20 protein-coding genes and 1 other RNA gene are annotated in these 17,102 nt (G+C 29.2%); 14 read left to right on the top strand and 7 right to left on the bottom strand.

Annotation, left to right across the window (positions count from 1 at the left end):
- Positions 1-235: 235 nt before the first annotated feature.
- Positions 236-805: a hypothetical protein gene (locus BT107_RS07050; RefSeq protein WP_072303094.1), complete on the top strand. Its 570-nt coding sequence runs from the start codon at positions 236-238 to the stop codon at positions 803-805.
- Between the two features lie 107 nt (positions 806-912).
- Here the strand turns inward: BT107_RS07050 and BT107_RS07045 are convergent, their stop codons facing one another.
- Together BT107_RS07045 and BT107_RS07040 are read right to left on the bottom strand one after the other, a co-directional pair.
- Positions 913-2,085, bottom strand: coding sequence for a DUF3137 domain-containing protein (locus tag BT107_RS07045; protein ID WP_072303093.1), 1,173 nt, complete (start codon positions 2,083-2,085; stop codon positions 913-915).
- Position 2,086: 1 nt separating this feature from the next.
- Positions 2,087-2,596, bottom strand: coding sequence for a LemA family protein (locus BT107_RS07040; RefSeq protein WP_170854715.1), 510 nt, complete (start codon positions 2,594-2,596; stop codon positions 2,087-2,089).
- Positions 2,597-2,793: 197 nt separating this feature from the next.
- Between BT107_RS07040 and BT107_RS17510 the strand changes: the two genes are divergently transcribed.
- The 11 genes from BT107_RS17510 (at position 2,794) to BT107_RS06985 (ending at position 12,600) form a co-directional block, all read left to right on the top strand.
- Positions 2,794-2,970, top strand: coding sequence for a hypothetical protein (locus BT107_RS17510; RefSeq protein WP_170854714.1), 177 nt, complete (start codon positions 2,794-2,796; stop codon positions 2,968-2,970).
- Positions 2,971-3,010: 40 nt separating this feature from the next.
- Complete coding sequence (locus BT107_RS07035) at positions 3,011-3,331, top strand: hypothetical protein (RefSeq protein WP_072303091.1); 321 nt, start codon at positions 3,011-3,013, stop codon at positions 3,329-3,331.
- Positions 3,332-3,654: 323 nt separating this feature from the next.
- A complete protein-coding gene (locus BT107_RS07030; RefSeq protein WP_072303090.1) occupies positions 3,655-4,473 on the top strand; it encodes an SH3 domain-containing protein in 819 nt (272 codons plus the stop codon).
- Between the two features lie 38 nt (positions 4,474-4,511).
- Entirely contained in the window at positions 4,512-6,437 is a 1,926-nt protein-coding gene (locus BT107_RS07025) for a hypothetical protein (protein WP_072303089.1), read from the top strand.
- Between the two features lie 34 nt (positions 6,438-6,471).
- A complete protein-coding gene (locus tag BT107_RS07020; RefSeq protein WP_072303088.1) occupies positions 6,472-6,846 on the top strand; it encodes a hypothetical protein in 375 nt (124 codons plus the stop codon).
- 80 nt (positions 6,847-6,926) lie between these two features.
- Complete coding sequence (locus BT107_RS07015; RefSeq protein WP_072303087.1) at positions 6,927-7,751, top strand: hypothetical protein; 825 nt, start codon at positions 6,927-6,929, stop codon at positions 7,749-7,751.
- Between the two features lie 35 nt (positions 7,752-7,786).
- The gene (locus BT107_RS07010) at positions 7,787-8,635 is read left to right on the top strand and encodes a hypothetical protein (protein ID WP_072303086.1); all 849 of its coding nucleotides are present in this window, start codon (positions 7,787-7,789) and stop codon (positions 8,633-8,635) included.
- A 469-nt stretch (positions 8,636-9,104) separates the two neighbouring features.
- A complete protein-coding gene (locus BT107_RS07000) occupies positions 9,105-10,091 on the top strand; it encodes a hypothetical protein (RefSeq protein ID WP_170854713.1) in 987 nt (328 codons plus the stop codon).
- 310 nt (positions 10,092-10,401) lie between these two features.
- Positions 10,402-10,941 carry a hypothetical protein gene (locus BT107_RS06995; RefSeq protein WP_072303083.1) on the top strand — a complete coding sequence of 180 codons (540 nt, stop codon included), beginning with the start codon at positions 10,402-10,404 and terminating at the stop codon, positions 10,939-10,941.
- A 53-nt stretch (positions 10,942-10,994) separates the two neighbouring features.
- Positions 10,995-11,492 carry a hypothetical protein gene (locus BT107_RS06990; protein ID WP_072303082.1) on the top strand — a complete coding sequence of 166 codons (498 nt, stop codon included), beginning with the start codon at positions 10,995-10,997 and terminating at the stop codon, positions 11,490-11,492.
- 172 nt (positions 11,493-11,664) lie between these two features.
- Positions 11,665-12,600 (top strand): toxin-antitoxin system YwqK family antitoxin, encoded by a 936-nt coding sequence (locus BT107_RS06985; RefSeq protein WP_072303081.1) that lies wholly within the window; start codon positions 11,665-11,667, stop codon positions 12,598-12,600.
- Positions 12,601-12,759: 159 nt separating this feature from the next.
- Here the strand turns inward: BT107_RS06985 and ssrA are convergent.
- Positions 12,760-13,155, bottom strand: a transfer-messenger RNA (tmRNA) gene (ssrA, locus tag BT107_RS06980).
- Between the two features lie 214 nt (positions 13,156-13,369).
- On the opposite strand from ssrA, the gene BT107_RS06975 reads away from it, so the two are divergent.
- Entirely contained in the window at positions 13,370-14,572 is a 1,203-nt protein-coding gene (locus tag BT107_RS06975; RefSeq protein WP_072303775.1) for an NAD(P)-dependent oxidoreductase, read from the top strand.
- Between the two features lie 15 nt (positions 14,573-14,587).
- Here the strand turns inward: BT107_RS06975 and BT107_RS06970 are convergent, their stop codons facing one another.
- From BT107_RS06970 to BT107_RS06955, 4 genes are read right to left on the bottom strand one after another with little or no spacing between them, the layout of a single operon-like run.
- Positions 14,588-15,232, bottom strand: coding sequence for a DUF1361 domain-containing protein (locus BT107_RS06970; protein WP_072303080.1), 645 nt, complete (start codon positions 15,230-15,232; stop codon positions 14,588-14,590).
- Between the two features lie 3 nt (positions 15,233-15,235).
- The gene (locus tag BT107_RS06965) at positions 15,236-15,691 is read right to left on the bottom strand and encodes a hypothetical protein (protein WP_072303079.1); all 456 of its coding nucleotides are present in this window, start codon (positions 15,689-15,691) and stop codon (positions 15,236-15,238) included.
- A gap of 53 nt (positions 15,692-15,744) precedes the next feature.
- Positions 15,745-16,035 (bottom strand): winged helix-turn-helix domain-containing protein, encoded by a 291-nt coding sequence (locus tag BT107_RS06960; protein WP_072303078.1) that lies wholly within the window; start codon positions 16,033-16,035, stop codon positions 15,745-15,747.
- Positions 16,036-16,037: 2 nt separating this feature from the next.
- Positions 16,038-16,661 (bottom strand): hypothetical protein, encoded by a 624-nt coding sequence (locus BT107_RS06955; RefSeq protein WP_072303077.1) that lies wholly within the window; start codon positions 16,659-16,661, stop codon positions 16,038-16,040.
- An 81-nt stretch (positions 16,662-16,742) separates the two neighbouring features.
- Between BT107_RS06955 and BT107_RS06950 the strand changes: the two genes are divergently transcribed.
- The gene (locus tag BT107_RS06950) at positions 16,743-17,096 is read left to right on the top strand and encodes a DUF1801 domain-containing protein (protein WP_072303076.1); all 354 of its coding nucleotides are present in this window, start codon (positions 16,743-16,745) and stop codon (positions 17,094-17,096) included.
- Positions 17,097-17,102 lie beyond the last annotated feature (6 nt).

The following is a 17,102-nucleotide window of genomic DNA, read 5'->3' as shown; positions in this document are numbered from 1 at the left end:
AGTTAGCGCAGACTTTTTAAAATTACGCTTAAATCTAATTTCTTTTGACAGAGGCAAATCATCTGTGTTTTTAAAATCTATTTCATTTGGTTTTACTTTTACTTTAAATATATAATATACGCTAACGAATATAAACTGCAACTTTGGCAATTAAATTTCTACTGCTATTATTGTTAACCCTAAAAACGAATATTTTAGAAGACTTTTTTATTATAGATAAATAACAGTAAATAGTATGACAAATTTAACATTAAACCTAAACGCAAAATTACAACCAATGCACCGTCACGACTTGGAAGATGCATTGCAAGAAATACTAGAAACATTAGGTTTTAAGGCCGAAACTACTGGTGGCGGTACTATGCAAGCACCAAACGGAGAAATAGAATCTTGTGATATTGAATTAAGTATTTCTGATAGTTCTGAAGAGAATATTAATAAAATTATTGAAGCAGCAGAGGCTATGTTAGCGCCTATTGGGTCAAAGTTAATTATATACCCAGAAGATGAAAGTAAAGATGTTGTAAGGATCCCTTTTGGCTCTCAAGAAGGATTAGGACTGTATTTAAATAGTAATGATTTAGATGATGAAGTTTATAAAAACTGTGATGTAAATTATATTTACGAAGAAATAGAGCGTTTACTTGGCGATTTTAAAACAGGACATATTGCTAGTTATTGGGAAGGTGAAGAAACTTCTCTTTATTTGTATGGCGAAAGTTTTGATGAAATGCATACTCGCATTAAACCCTTACTAGATAGTTACCCATTGTGCCAAAAGTGCCGAGTGGTTAAAATTGCATAAAAATTAGGCTTAGCAATTAGGTATTACAACAAAAAAGGTAGTTTAACAAAAGAGATTTTGTTAAACTACCTTTTTTATATTCTTTTAGAATTTACTTTAAATCTAATTTATGCTTTGGACCATATTTTAGTATTAAGATTTAGTTCGTTAATTAAGTCGGCAATAATGTTTAATTCGTTTTGTATTTCTTCAATAGAATTTACTTTTATGTGTTTTTCTTTAATGGTTATATTCTCAAATAAATCATTACTCATTGGCATTATTAAGTATAATTTACCATCCTTTAATGTCATAGATAACTTTTCTCCTAATTTTATGTTTAATCGTTCTATGGCATCAATAATTTTAGGACTTAAAACATAGTACGCCATTTGCTCATTTGTAGTAGTAATTGTATATTTTTTATTAATAACGCTGTTTTCTACTTTAATAGTTTTAAGCTGATTCTTAGCAAACATTTTTTTATTAAATCTGTTCTTCGTTTTAATATTTACAGTGCCTTCAAAATTTTTGTGAAAATCTGCAAATAAAAAAAGACCTCTAAAATTAGTCTGCTTACCATATAAAAATGCTTTGTTATTAACTTTTGTATTGTCATACTCGGTTTCAGTTTTATTAGATGTAAATTCTATAGAATCGTTTATCGAATCATAACTAGTTAAAACGGGTACCATTATATCTGGTAAAAGAGGAATAGGTATAATGGCAGCTATTAATATAATAAGCCATCCCATAGTAGTCATTCCATCAGTTTTGTAGTAGAGTTCACAAAACTCAAAATCTACGTCTTTAATTTTACCAGAAAAATAATCATCTCCAAAAAACCAACTTTCTTTCATTTTGTCTAAAACAGACGGAGAAAAAAATGAAGATTCTACAATTCGTTCTTCATCAATCATCCCATCAAATTGATAATTTATATTATCATATTTTGACGCAATTATTTGTGGTAAAATACCTAATTTAAATTCTCTACGGTAAATGTTGGTGTTTTTAAAACCTTGTTTTTGTTTTAAGTAAGATCTAAATAAAACTATTGCTATAATGGCAGATACTATAGTATAAAAAAAAGTAAAAAAAGCAACACTACCTATAAACCCATTATTAAAGGTTAGTATTGAAACAATTAAGTATATAATAAAAGAGAGAATAAATGTAATAAGAGAAAAAAGGGAAGAAACCATTAAAATTATGGGTATAATATACCCTATACTTGAAGGTGGTTTAATAGTACTAGCCTTTGCTTTAACCTTATTAAAATGGTCTGTAAATTGGTTCATATTATAATAGGTTGTTTATGTTAGGGTTTTCTCTTTCTTGCTCATCAGAAATAATTTTTAAATAAATTTCTTCTTTAAACCCAAAAATAGAAGCAACTATATTACTTGGAAAAGTAGAGATAGAGTCATTATAGGTTAGTACAGAGTTATTATATGCTCTTTGTGAAGCGGAAATTTGTTCTGCAAACTCATTTATAGAACGTTGTAAATGAGTTACAGATTCGTTAGATTTTAATTCAGGATAATTCTCAAAACTAACAGATAAATTACCAAGTAACTTAGAGAGTTGATTTTCTATTGCTATTTTTTCTGAGCCATTTGTGGTGGTGTAGCTATTTCTTAAGCTAGCAATTTTTGTATGAATCTCATTTTCGTGGCTTAAGTATTTTTTTACAGTTGATGCTATATTAGGTAAAGCCTCAAACCTTTTTTTTAGTTGTACGTCTATGTTTTGTTTAGAAAATTTAATATGGTTTTTATATTTAACAATTCTATTATAAGTCCAAATCATTTTAATTTTTTTGTATAAATTAGTTTGTTGCATTTACTAACGCAGCTGTTAATTTATAAAACCTCCTTAAATTGTACAACATAAAAAATAAGAATTTTCTATTTCTTAAGTGGGAAATGGGTTAATTTGCTGTCTATACTGGTCGCAGTTAATTAAAATAATAGAGAATAGTATATTAACTGAAAAATTACCAAATAATGAAGCAATTAATAACCGTCTTATTTTTAGTTCTATTTACGAGTTGTACCTTTAAAAAGCAGTTGCCTAAATCTAAAGAAGATAGAGAATGGAATAGATTTGAGCTAGAGGGGATAGTAAAAACTTTAAAAGAAAAAACGTATAAAGCCGATTTTGATAACGAGAAATATGAATAAAGTAAGCTTAGGTTACTAAAATCTAAAATCTAAAATTGTAATGTTTGATAGCATAGGAAGATATACTAAAATTATTTCTTATGATGAAAATAACAGTATAAGCGGTAGCGCAATAGCTAGTTATATACAAGGTAAAAATTATGAGTGTGTTTATTATTCAAAGGACAATGTTTTTAAGAATAAAAACAGAATTAAATATTTATCAAATAAATTAATTTTAGAAGAGTCCTTTAGTTATAATGAAGAATTATTATTTTCTGGTAGAATAGAAAAAAATAATAATAGATTTTCTAAAATCACTATTACAAATGTGGATAAAGAAGACACGCGTTTTTTTACTATACAGATAATAGGTTTGTAAAAAATATTGTAGTCCTCAATAAAAACAAGGATACTATATCTAATATAAAATACAAGTATTTAGTATTTGATAAAAATGGTAATTGGACCAAAAGATTGTCTAAAAATTCTTTTAATAAAAACGATATAGGCAAACTAGAAGTTAGGGAGATAAGCTATTAAGAGTGGTAAATAGTTTTGTTATAAATATATAACACACGCTTACGAATATTAATTGAAGCTTTAGTTGTTAGGTTATAATTACTACTATTGATCTAGCTTATATTTTGGATACTAAACATTGCAGTTGCTTATTTACGTAGAAGTACTAAAACTTAAAATTTAATGCAAAAAATAACATACATACTTTTATTATTCTTATTTGGTTTTAATGTGTCTGCACAGGATCTTAAATTCCCAGATTATGGGCATATTAGAACAGGAGTAATTAACGATGCAGATGGATACGTTAATGTTAGACAGGGTAAAAGTTCTTCAAGTAAAATAATAGCAAGAATAAATGAAGATGAAGAATTTAAATTCACTTTACCAGAAGCAGAAAACGAGAAATGGACTTTAGTTAAAACAAATTTAAATGAAGTTGGCTATGTCTACTTTAATAGAATTTATGAATTAAGAAAAGACAACTGTGCAAATCAAATTGAGTTAATAGATCAAACTTGGGAAAAAACAAGAGGAAGCCTTGGTTCTAGAACAGTAGATTCTATAGCACCAAATCTAAAAGAAATTAGCTTAAATATAAGCCAGAAAAACAGAGTTAAAATTAATAAGCTATTATCTTGTGCGCTAGAAAATATAGATTTATTCGAGAATAATAACTCAGAAAAAACATTAAAATTTACTCAGAAGACATATAGTGCTTCGCAAAATACAAACGTAGTAGTAACCAAATATTATGACTCTTATTCTGAAAATTTAGGAACAGTAGTTTCTATAATAGAGAATGGAGAAATGGAGAGTTATGCATACTATGGGTATTTATCATCAATAACTATTTATGCATTAAAAAAAGTAGATGGTAATTATAGGTTATATGGTAACCTAGAAGGTAGTCCTGGCGATTGCTATGGTGGTAATTTTACGCTAGAGCTTATTAATACATCTTGGGTATATAAATTTGAGTATTACGAGTTTAATGGATAAAATAGAACTTTGTAAATACGAATCTAACTAAAAACAAAATGATTAAAAAAAGCATTCTCTTATTGTGTTTTATTTTTTGTGTTAACTGCAAAAGCGCACAACATAAATTTCCTTCTTTTGATGATGTAGTAACTACGTTTTTTACAAGTTATGATCTACGTAAGGAGCAGGGAACAGATGATATTAGATTTGTTAAAAAACAAGAGGGTTACTATATTCAAGAGTATAATTATGATACTAATGATTATAAAAAAACAGTTTTGTTCTGGAGTGCTTCTAAGAATACATACCAGGAGTTAAATTTTCCTAAAGGTAAAGGGTTAAATGCCGAGTATGCTAATTACCATTTAACATACCATAATAAAGAAAGGTTTAATGTGCTGCCTTACTATGGTTATGTGGGGTGGACAAAAGATGTTATTGCTTTTTTAGAACAAAAATCTAATCTTAAAGATATAGAATACTATGCTTTAGGAAGAGCATACAGTGCCAGTGCAAGTCATTTATTAAATAATAGTTATGAATTTGGCGATCCTAAAGATCAATTTAATTTTTTAGAATCTGGTAAAAATCAATTTACAAAAGAGCAGCTTAAAACATATATTAATTATGAAGAAAAGGCTATAGAAAATTATAACATACTATGTCAAAAAAATCCAGATTATCCAACAGTTGTAGGTAATATTTGTAATAAATTAGATAACGAGTATGTTAGTACTTATTTAAACCTTAGTATTTACCAAAACCAGGCAGAAGCTTTAGCATTTTTACCAGAGGATTTGTATACAGATTTTGTTATGGATTATGCCAAAAACTATTTAAACTCCTTAGAACCAAATGCAATTTTATTTACCACAGGTGATAATGATACATTTCCGTTTATGTATGCACAAGCAAAGCTAAAACACCGCCAAGATGTTGCTATTGTAAATACAAGTTTGTTAAACCAAAACAGTTATGTAAATCATTTAAGAGATGATATGGTTTTAGCTTCCTCACCAATTAAGTTTGCATTAAAACCAGATGCATATGCAAAAGAAAATTTATCTTATATAGTTTTAGGTAGTAACAAAAATGATGATAAGTACTTAGATTTAAAAAGCACACTACAACTAATAAATGAAAAAGATTCATCTGTTGTTTATAAAGCAGCAAAAGAGAATGCTAAATTGTCTACAAATAAAATAGCTATTGCTATTAATCAAGACACCTTAAAACTTACGTACAAAACAAATTATATAGTAAAGGGAGAATTACTTGCGTTAGATATTATAGCCTCAAACATAAAAACAAGACCTGTATACTGTACATTTAATGAGTTGCCTGTAGTATTTAACTATTTAGAGAAATCTGGTTTTGCTTATAAAATAGCAGCTAGCCCTAAAAACAAAATAGAAAATGATAGGTATTTAGCAGGCATAGATGCAGATAAAACCTATTCTGTTTTAGTGGATAAGTTTCAGTATCATAAAAACACAAAAAATAGCTCAAAAACTGAGCTTTCTGTTTTAATAAGTTATGCATCTTCTTATGAAACTCTTATTAATCATTACAAAAAAGCAGGAGAAATTAAAGAATGTAAGGAAGTTTTAGATGCGTTCACAAATTTTTATCCAAAAGACCTTTACGCAGATATTAGTTTTATGATTGCATCTATGGCTAAAAATGCGTATGCCATAAAAGATTTTAAAAATGGAGATCTTATGGTTGAAAATCTTATTGAAAATTTAGAGCGTATAAAAAGAAATAACAAAGAGAGTACAACCACTACCAAAGCAGCAGCTTTAAAAAAATTAATTTTTGGAGATGAGGTTAATGATAAATTAAGTGAAAATAAACTAGAGTTTTATTCGTATGTCATTACAGATATATCAAATATAGAAGAGGTAAATACTAATTTAACTTCTCGTTTGTATACGTTAAAAAAGTATTTTATGGAGCAGCTTCGTAATTTTGAAGAATAAAATTATTGTAAAGTAAGTAGTTAATTTTAATACTGTGCTTAGAAAAAAGATAAAAATACAAAGTTACTCAGGTGTACTATTTGCTGTGTTTTACGGAGTTTTTTTAAGAGTTTTAAGGGACTATTTTGATGTTTCTAATGAGAACTTTATATTCATTTTTGTTGTACCCGCAATTATAAGTTTAGTACCTGTTTGTTATGTAACTACAGGTATTTACAGATCTAAAATAAAACTTTTCTTTTACCCTTTTTTTTCAACACTATTATTTTTAATAATATACTCTGTAAGTAGTTGGATAGATTTTCCTTTATTTCTACTTTTAGGATTGCCATTTTATATAATTATAGGCGTGCTTGGTATACTGGTAGGCGGAGTTGTAAAAGAACGAGCAGAGAACAAAAAGTTGTAATTTAGATTCTTTTATCAAGAGATTAATACTTTAGTGGAGTAAAATATATGGTCTTAATAATAGAAAGTCAATAATAGAAGATGAAGTTACCCAAGAGAATAAAAGAAGTTTCTATAGATACAGAAATACAAGTTGGAGTATATCCGCCAAATGGTTTTTTACAATTTTATGAAGCAGGCTTAGGCAACGGAGATTACTTTGGTTTGTACTGGGAGTTTGGTAAAGAAAATGAAGAGCCTATAGTTTGTGAAATGATACACGATGAGGGAATTATAAAACCTAGTTTTTCTTCTCTTGATAAATTTTTGGAGTGGTATACACTAAACGATTTTGATTATGGCGATGAAGAAATTGACGATGAAAAATTAGTGTATAATTATCTAGAGAAAGGAAACCAATGTTTACAACAAAATAACGTAGAAAAGGCTATTGAGTTTTATAAGGCAAGCACAGAAAGTTTTGGAGAATTAAGCGAAAACTGGTTTAAACTTGCATCGCAATATAAAAGAATTGGAAACGAATTAGATTTTCAGAAAAGTATAATTAACGCAGTAATTTCTAACTGGGCAATAGATTTTCCTTCTCAAAACGCAGTAAGAATGCTTAAGAATTTAACTCCTGTAGCAGAATTAAAAGACCATCCTTTACTTAGAAATAGAGAAAAAATCGACTTTAATTTTGGAGGACAAAAAGAGAATAAAAATTACGAGGTAATTAAGGCTATTTTTACAGAACTTTACGAGCTAGGAGATCATAATAGAGCTTTGTTGCTAGAGCAAAATTATGCATTAATGATGTATTGGGAAACATCTTCTTTTCAAGAAAGAAACAATTTTGACATCAAAGAATGGAGAAATCAATTTAGTCAAAAAACAAAATCAAGAATAGAACTAAATAATATATAATTATAACTTTAATTTATATTAATCCACTATCAAAAATGAAAAAAATACTACTTGTAGCTTTTTTAATAGCCCTTAATTCTTGTGCGGAGAAAAAAACTAAAACAGAAGATTTTAAGAATACAGAGCTTAATGCCAAGGATAATGTAGATGCTAAAAAAGAAGAAAGTCCGTCTAAGGAATTAAATAAAGCTATAGTTTTAGGGAGTTATACAGGTAAAATAGGTAGTAATTTAGAAGTTGCTTTTAATTTGCCAAATAGCAATGGTGTAATAGACGGCTTTTATTATTACAAAAAAATAGGAATAGATATCAAAGTTGTAGGTACTGTGGTAGCAGATAGTCTACTTGCATACGAGCTAAATTATAAAAACGACACGCTTGCTATTTTAAAAGGAAAAATTAGTAAGGCTGCTATTAAAGGAAAATGGATAAGTACACAACGTAAAAAAGAACTCCCATTTACTTTAGAAAAAACAGACACAGCCATTACACCTTTACCAGAAAATATAGAAGGTGAGTATTATAACGATATTTGCGATGTTACGCTTACGTTTGCTAAAACTAAAGGCGAATATTACTATACATATAAATCTAATGAGAGAACTTTAACAGGGAAATTAAGCTTCTCTAGAGGAGACGATTTATATATTAACCTAACAGAAATTGAATATGCCGAAGATTATTTTGATGTTGCTTTGTTTGAAGAAGATCCAGAAAAAGAAAATGAATATGCAAAACTCAAAGAAATAGGCAAGCGCAGATTAGGTGTAGAGTGCTACTATAGTCCGGGCGAGTTAACAATTCAGAATTACGGTAATGCAATGAATTACTATGTAAAACTAAAAGACTGTAGCGAAAAATACATTCATTTTAAAAAACAGTAAACCTCTCTTAAATATAGTATAGACGCTAACGAATATAAATTGCAGTTATGCTTGTTTAATGCTAGTGTTTATTATTGTTAGATAAAAATTACGGTTTTAAGCGTTGTTTTTATAGGTAAACCACTAGGATTTAAGAATGAATCAATTAAAAATAATTACTTTTTTAGAGTCACTATGTAAAGTCTTACTAGTAATCTCATTACTGGTTATAGGTACCGGAGTTGTTGTTCATTTTTTAGATGTATACAACGTTTTTAGAAATAGTTTTTTTATAGGAATCCCTTTGTTTCTATTTAGTTTAATCTTCTATTTAGTAATAAGAGCTTTAAGGCGTTTTAAAACCAAACAACCCATTTTTAAACTAGTATTTTTGGTACTATTAGTTAGTGCAATTAGTTTTGGTTTATATGTAGTTTTTGGCAAAATTATAGAAGCTATTTCTCATTAGAAAACCATTATTTAGACTGTTATGACCACAAAGAAATTATTACTTCAATTTTTAAAGTACTTTACAATAAGTTGTTTTTTTTATTATTTGTTTTCAGTAGTACAAGTAATTGTACATTTTATGGCTGAAGCTGATATTTTAATCAATATAATTAATACGTGCTTACTTAGTTTAAGTCTAATAGATACTATTATACTTTTTGGTTTATTTATTTCTACTCTATTGTTTACTGTCTACTGGTTTCAGAATAAACTTAGCCTAATAAAATTATTAAGATTAGGTTTAGCAATGTCAATTTTATTTGCAGGAATACTTTTTTTAGTTAAAAACACGGTGGTTCCTGAGCTTAAAATTATGTCTTATATAAGTAGGTATGAGTATGCCCTTAGAGAAAAACTAAACGCAGAAGAAAGAAGAGAAATGAGCGACGATTTAAGAAGAAATAGATTGTCAATAATGAATGTTTTATCCATAAATAAATACAAAGATTCATTACAAACAGAAATGTCTGTTAAAGAAACTAATATAAAAGAGTTCGTATTAAATACACCAGATAGTATATTAGAAAGTGTTTTCCCTAACTCTTACCTAAATAAATATATTCAAAATAAACCTAAAAACACATCAGAATTTAGTTTGTTTACGCTAAATAAATTAAAGTATGAGGTAAGTTTACACAAGCAATTAATTAAAGAAATTAAGCTATCAAATTGGGAAGAAGCAAAGTATTATCTTACTATTTTCTTGACGTTCTTTTTTGTTGCTTATGGTATTGTACTAGGTTTTAACCTTAAAAATAAACACCCATTTGTAGTAGTTATAGCAGGTATTGCTATTTATTTGTATAGCTATAAGGTAATTGAAATGATTAGTAATAACATGAACGGATCTTATAACTCTACAGAGATAATTAGTAATATCTGCGTTATTTTTATTTTGTTTTTAGGGCTAACCTATAGAATGATTTTACTTAAAAAACAAGCTAAAAAAGACAACGCAACGAATTAGTAAAAAAAATGCTAGATGTAATTATATGTAGCAGTGTAGGTTACAGCTTTAGAATTACTATTAATAATTAGTTGCAGTTATTTTTATGTTGAAGCGTAAGTAAATAAAGGTCTTTAGTCTAGTTTTAAATATACAACGCACCCTTACGAATATTAATTGCTGGCTTGGTTGTAGCATAAGTGTATGTATTATTGCTAATGAAAATAAAGGTGCAAACCTTAAATTAATAAGCGGTACACAAATGAAAAAAAGCCTCTTTTATATTATACTTTTCTTTTTATTCTCTTGCGGGAATAACCAAAAAAAAGAAATGAAACATCCCGAGAAAAAGGAAACTAACTATAGTTTACAATTAAATGACACATTATTAATTAATGAGGACTTTGGTGTACCTTTTTTAAAAATTGAATCGTTAACCTACTCAGATTTTATAAAGCAGAATAAAGTTATTTTTGAAGAAACCAAACACGGTAGTTTAAGTTGCGGAGACTCTAGTCCAATGTGGAGCTCTAGCACCAATGTTAAAAATGACACTTTAGGGATAGAATTAAATTTTAGTAAAAACTGGGTAGAGAATACACCAAAACCTAAAGAGGAAGTACTAAACAGAATTACATTAAACAAAGCAAAAGTAAAGTTTTATAACGGAATTATACTAGGTAAGTCTACTATAGCAGAAGTAAAAGGAAAGCTTGGGAAGCCTATACATGAGAGTAATTATGTGTTGGAATATAGTTTTAAAGAAACGCGTATAGTATTTTTTTATAATGAACAAGATGTGGTGTATTACGTTGCTCTATCTAAAGCTTATCAAGAGTCTAAACCACAAGATAGTTTAGCATTTAATTAAAAAACGAATCATTTAATCTTGGATATCATCGTATACCTATTTAAGCGTACCAAATGAGGATAGAAAAAAAACACACAAAAACTATTTTTCAATTTCAGAGTGATTATCAACCAGAGCAAATTTGGGAGTATCTAACACATCCTAAATATGCAGTTGGTTTTAGTTTAGAACCTTGCTATAATAATGAAATTAGTGAGTCTTTTAAATTAGAAAAAAACAATAAATGGAAAGAAATACACACGGGAGAAGACTGCTTGGGAGATGTTGTTACATGTAAAATTACGGATGTTTATAAGTATAATTTGTTTACTACGGTAAGGCATCAAGCAGGAATTAAAAACACTACAATTTTTAAGCTAGAGAAAAATGCAAAAGGAACAATTATTACAGAAACACAAAAATTCTCTTTAAGTGTAAAAAAGATGAAACCAATTAACATTTTTGCTTGGTTAATGTTGGCGACAGGACTGTTAACCAAATTCTCTTTTAAACCTGAAGAAGATGAATATTGGTTTAAAAAAATGGAAGAACATATAAAAGAAATTCACTAGCCTTATTACTAGATGTAGAAATAATTCAGAATCAATACTACTTTAAAAGTAGCTGTTCTAAGCAAGTGGGAGAATATTTAATTTTTTTACTAAAAAAATATATGTTACTTAAATTAATAGATGAGGTAGATTTAGAAAGACTATCAATTTAAAGTATAAAAATAGAATTATAATGAACAATGTAAAAACAAGAGGTATAAAGAATAGTATAATAGCATTGGTGTGCTTTTTTCTTTTTCAGAGTACCTACGGTCAATCAAAAATTTATTTTGATAAGGACTGGAAAAAAACAACCAAAGAAGAAGCTCGTTTTTATAGAGTTGTAGCTAAAAAGAACGATTCTCTTTTTTATATTAGAGACTATTTTATAAGTGGTGTGCTACAAATGAATGGTCATTTCTCTAACTTAGAACAAGAAGTTATGGAGGGTAAAATTACCTTTTATGATGAAAAAGGGAAAATAACAAATAGCGCAAATTATGTAAATGGTGTTCTAAACGGACCAAGTATTGTTTACTTAAAAAACGGCAAAATAGAGTATACTAGTGAATATAAAAATGGCGATATATACAATGGTATATATAAGGCTGCAACAGTTAAATACTTGTATAAAAACGGTGTAACTGCCAAGAGAATTGAGTTTTTATCTCCAAATGATTATTACCCTTTGGCAACTACAGTATACGGTAAAGAAAGAGATACTGTTTATTGGTATACAAGTAAAGGTAAAAAAATAGGATTTGGCACCTACAAAGGCACTAAAACTATAAACGGATTAGATATTAAAAAGAGTTGGTTAGAGGTTACACATACGTTTTATAAGAACGGAAAAAAAGAGGGAGTACAAAACATATTTTATGAAGGTAAATTAATTGTAGAAAATACATTTGCTAATGATGTACTTGTCTTAAACAAAAGTTTAAATCCGTTTACGGGTAAATTTGTAACGTGCAAATACAAAAATAATAAACCGTTTCAAGGACATTATTTTGTGTACCATATTACGCAAGATTATTATGATGAATATGTTTATGATACCGGAAAAATTACCTCATATAATAAATACAAGAGCATAAATCGAGTAATAAAAACAGACTCGCCTAATTAATTTATAAGGTTGTAAAACAGTGTTTTATATTCTTATTTTAAATAAGTAAAAAGTGTTTAAGCATATATAGCAGTAACACTAAACATACCTAATTTTAGACATAAAAAAACCTGCTCAAAATAAATGAGCAGGTTTTTAAGGTTTACAACCTAGTTTTTCTTGTGGAGCCGGAGAGAATCGAACTCTCGTCCAAACAAGTAATCAAAGAGCTTTCTACACGCTTATTCTTTTCTTGGATTTTCGTTTATAAGCTGGTTAAAGACAACCCACTTATAACTTATCTTCTTTAGTTTCAAAAAGGCAACAAAGCACTGCCTAATCTATATCGACTTTTACGATATCTCAAAATGGAACGCCGTCAATCAAGGCTTTCCGGAGACATAAAGCTTGTACACCTTGTGTACCTAGGCCAATCCTACTATAATTCGGATTATGCAGCTAAAGCGTAGTTATTCTCGCCGTTTAAAAAGTTGGTCTAGCCTTTAACGTGTTTCAATGCCATTACACGACGTGCTTACTGTCCAATTAGTCTCGCTGTCAAAACCAGTCGGCCCCAGAATTTTAATAATTATTATGGCGTTTTAACGGGCTATTCGCTGTATTTTTTTAATCTTCTAAAAAAAAGAATCTTAAAAAAGATGCCGCTTCTATCCCTAACGCAGTCTGCAAAGATAGAGCAAAAAGTATTCCAAAAAAAGTTTTGCTTGTCATCTTGTCATATGTTACATTTACAACTAAGCATAAGCCTAAAGTTATAAAAGTATTTTCTATGAAATTCGGAATCATTAAAGAACGTAAAAGCCCACCAGATCGTCGCGTAGTATTATCACCAGAAGCTTGTAAAAAAGTAGAAACTACTTTTAGCAGTGCAAAAATAGTGGTAGAGCCATCAGACATTAGGGTTTACAAAGATTCAGAATATACAGACAAAGACATAACTGTAGCATCAGAAATGCAAAATTGCGATGTGCTTATTGGTGTAAAAGAAGTGCCTATTGATGCTTTACTGCCAAATAAGAAGTACTTTTTCTTTTCGCATACCATAAAAAAACAACCTTACAACAGAAACCTGTTAAAGGCATTTTTAGAAAAAAACATAGAATTTTACGATCATGAAGTTATTGTAAATGCAAAAGGAGCTCGTTTAGTAGCTTTTGGACGTTACGCTGGCATAGTTGGTGCGTATAACGGTTTTAGAGCATACGGACTAAAGTATGGCTCTTATGCATTGCCAAAAGCCGAAACAGTAAAAGACCAACCAGCACTAATAGCAGAATTAAAAAAAATACAATTACCCAATATAAAAATACTGTTAACTGGTAAAGGTCGTGTAGGCAATGGAGCTAAAGAAATGCTAGATGGTATGGGCTTACAAAAAGTAACCCTTAAAGCCTATTTAGAAGAAGAATTTAATACACCAGTATATTGCCAAATAGATGCTTTAGAGTACAACAAGCGTAAAGATGGTGAACGCAGTAGCAAACAAGAATTTTTTGATAAGCCAAGCGAGTATAAATCTAACTTTTTTAGGTTTGCCAAAGTAACAGATTTTTACATTGCAGGTCATTTTTATGGCGATGGTGCACCATACCTTTTTACAAAAGAAGATGCAAAACACCCCGATTTTAAAATTAGAGTTGTAGCAGATGTTAGTTGTGATATAGATGGGCCAGTAGCATCTACCATAAAAGCATCTACAATAGCAGATCCTGTATATGGGTATAATCCAGAAACAGAAAAAGAAACAGATTATAAAAATCCAAATGCTATAGCAGTTATGGCAGTAGATAATTTACCGTGCGAGCTACCAAGAGATGCAAGTGTTGGTTTTGGAGAATCTTTTACAAAACACGTAATCCCCGCCTTTTTTAATAATGATAAAGACGGAGTGTTAGAACGTGCCAGAATGACAAAAGATGGTAAACTAACACCAAGATTTTCTTACTTGCAAGATTATGTAGACGGCAAATAGTTTGGTGTGCAACACTTATTGTTTGTAAAGCTTAGACTGTAACGTCCAGAATAAAATCCATAATAAGCCACCAAAAGCAAATGTCATTGCCCAAACATTGTAGTTGGTTAAACTATGGACAATATTGTAGGCTAGTATGTGTGGCTTTGTAAACAAATCCCAAGAATTAAAGCGTAAAAACCTGCCTAGATATACGCCATAACCACATAGTAAACATAAGTATATCATAAAAAAGTTGGCATTTTTAACGTCGTACTTACTCTTTAGAATCTGGTAAATATCTATCATAGAAAACAAACCAAATAACAAACCATTAATAGCGTACACAAATACAATAAGTAAGTCTAGCCATACCATAGTAGCGCTTTCATTTTGTAAATGTATGAGGTCTGTAATAATATATGGGCTGTTTGGTAAAAATAGCAACCATAAACCAAAGACTCCAAACTGTATTAATTTATTGGCGTTAGTGGCGTGTAACTGTTTTAAAATCTGAGAAAACAAGTAGGGCAAACCGGCCAAGAAAAGATTCCAAACAAGAAAACTAAAGAATAAAGACCCTGTAATTTTTATACGTACGGCTAAAATTAAGAAAGCAAAGCTTATAGATGTTATTAAGCTTAAGTTAGATTTTGCAATTAAAATTAATTTCTGTTTCATTTTTTAAGATATTAAAAAGGTTGTTTTAATTTTTTGTATTGGTAAATGCAGCATTTTTAAAAAATCTAGTTGATGAAATTGCAATGCTTTTTTACCTCTATTGTAGGTGTTTTTAAAAGTTGTAAAATAATCGGGGTAGAGTAGTAGGCCTAAGAATACAACCGAGAATAAATAAAGACTGCGCTTACCATTCCCTAATAAATAAAACTGCATACTTACTTCTTCTGGCACTGTAATTCCCGTATTTGTTAACACGTGGAACACATCATGACTTTCTAATTTATCTTGTAACTCAAAATTGTGCTTGGTAATAAACAAGCCTAATCCTTGGCCTAAAGAATCTTTAGGATAGCGCAAGAGTTTAGATACTTCTATGTTCCAAGCATCGTTCTTTTTTAAGAATTTTTGATAGGGAATTTTACTCCAGTCGTATAGTTTTTCTAACAGTAATGCTCTCATATTTATTATTTAAAGTACTTTGTATTTCAAAGTAGAATTATAAAAAAATAGTTTTATCTTCCTATTAATTTTTCAAGTGCATCTATATGCTTTTTAAACTCTAGCTTACCTAGTTGCGTTGCAGAATATCTTGTATTGGGTTTTCTACCTATAAATTGTTTTTCAACCTTAATGTATTCTACTTTTTCTAAAGCTTTTGTATGGCTAGCTATGTTGCCATCTGTTGCACCTAGTAATTCTTTCAGCATATTAAAATCGGCATAATCATTCACCATTAAAATAGACATAATGCCTAGTCTAATACGGTGATCAAATGCTTTGTTAATATTGTTTATAATACTCATACTTAGTTGCGGTCGTGTTTAAAGTACATTAAAGAACCATAAATTATATGACAAACACCAAAACCTAATGCCCAGAAATACAAACCATAACCAACAAATTGTGTAGATATTAAACCAATTGTAATTATAGTAATCCCTAAATAACGTACGCCTCCTAAGGTATATTTACTGGCATTAACACAAGCAAGACCGTAAAAGATTAGTGTGGCAGGTGCAACAATTTTTATGTATTCATACTGTATTAGAGCTAAGCAGAAAAGTCCGCCTACTATTAATGGTAATAAAAAGTTTAGCAGTAAACGCTTGCTAGATACATCCCACATTTTTTCGCCACTTTTCTTGGCTTTAAAATAGGTTAATACTGTTCCTGTAATTAACGCAAGAACCATAACACTTAATGCAATTATTAGTAAACTGTCTAATGCACCAAATGTCATAAAAAATCTACTTAACCCATTTTGCTCAGTTTTAATTGTATGTATTACGCTGTGTGCTAAATAGGCTCCAATTAATGCATACACACCAGCTAATATTCCAGACAGTCCGCTTAAGGACATAAAACGAGACGACTTGCTCATCATATTTTTAATCTCAGAAATGTCGTCTAAGTATTTTTTAGAATCCATATATAAAGTACTTTGAAAAACAAAGTAAAGTAAAATTATTGTGTTGTGCAATAGTCATTGTAAAATTTATATATTTAAAATATGAAACCAGCCGAAGAATATATTTACAATGCGCAAGAGCCTTATAGAGATATTTTAATGCATTTGCAGGCTGTTATTGTGCGCACGTTGCCAAGTGTAGATTTAAAATTTAAATATAGTTTACCTTACTTTTATATAGAGGAGAAGCCTTTTTGTCATTTAAATTGTAGTAAAAACTATGTAGATTTAGTTTTTAAAAGCGGACAACACTTAACAAAGTTTACCGAATTGTTGGTTGTAGATGGACGTAAGAAGATGAAATCACTGCGTTATACTTCTTTAGAAGAGATAGATAATATGGTTTTAGAAGCAGTTTTAAATGATGCTTTTGTTGTTAGAAACAAAAAGTTTTAATTCAAA

The sequence above is a fragment of the Cellulophaga fucicola genome, from assembly GCF_900119145.1.
Taxonomy (GTDB): Bacteria; Bacteroidota; Bacteroidia; order Flavobacteriales; family Flavobacteriaceae; genus Cellulophaga; species Cellulophaga fucicola.
This window is presented reverse-complemented; position numbering and strand designations above follow the sequence as displayed.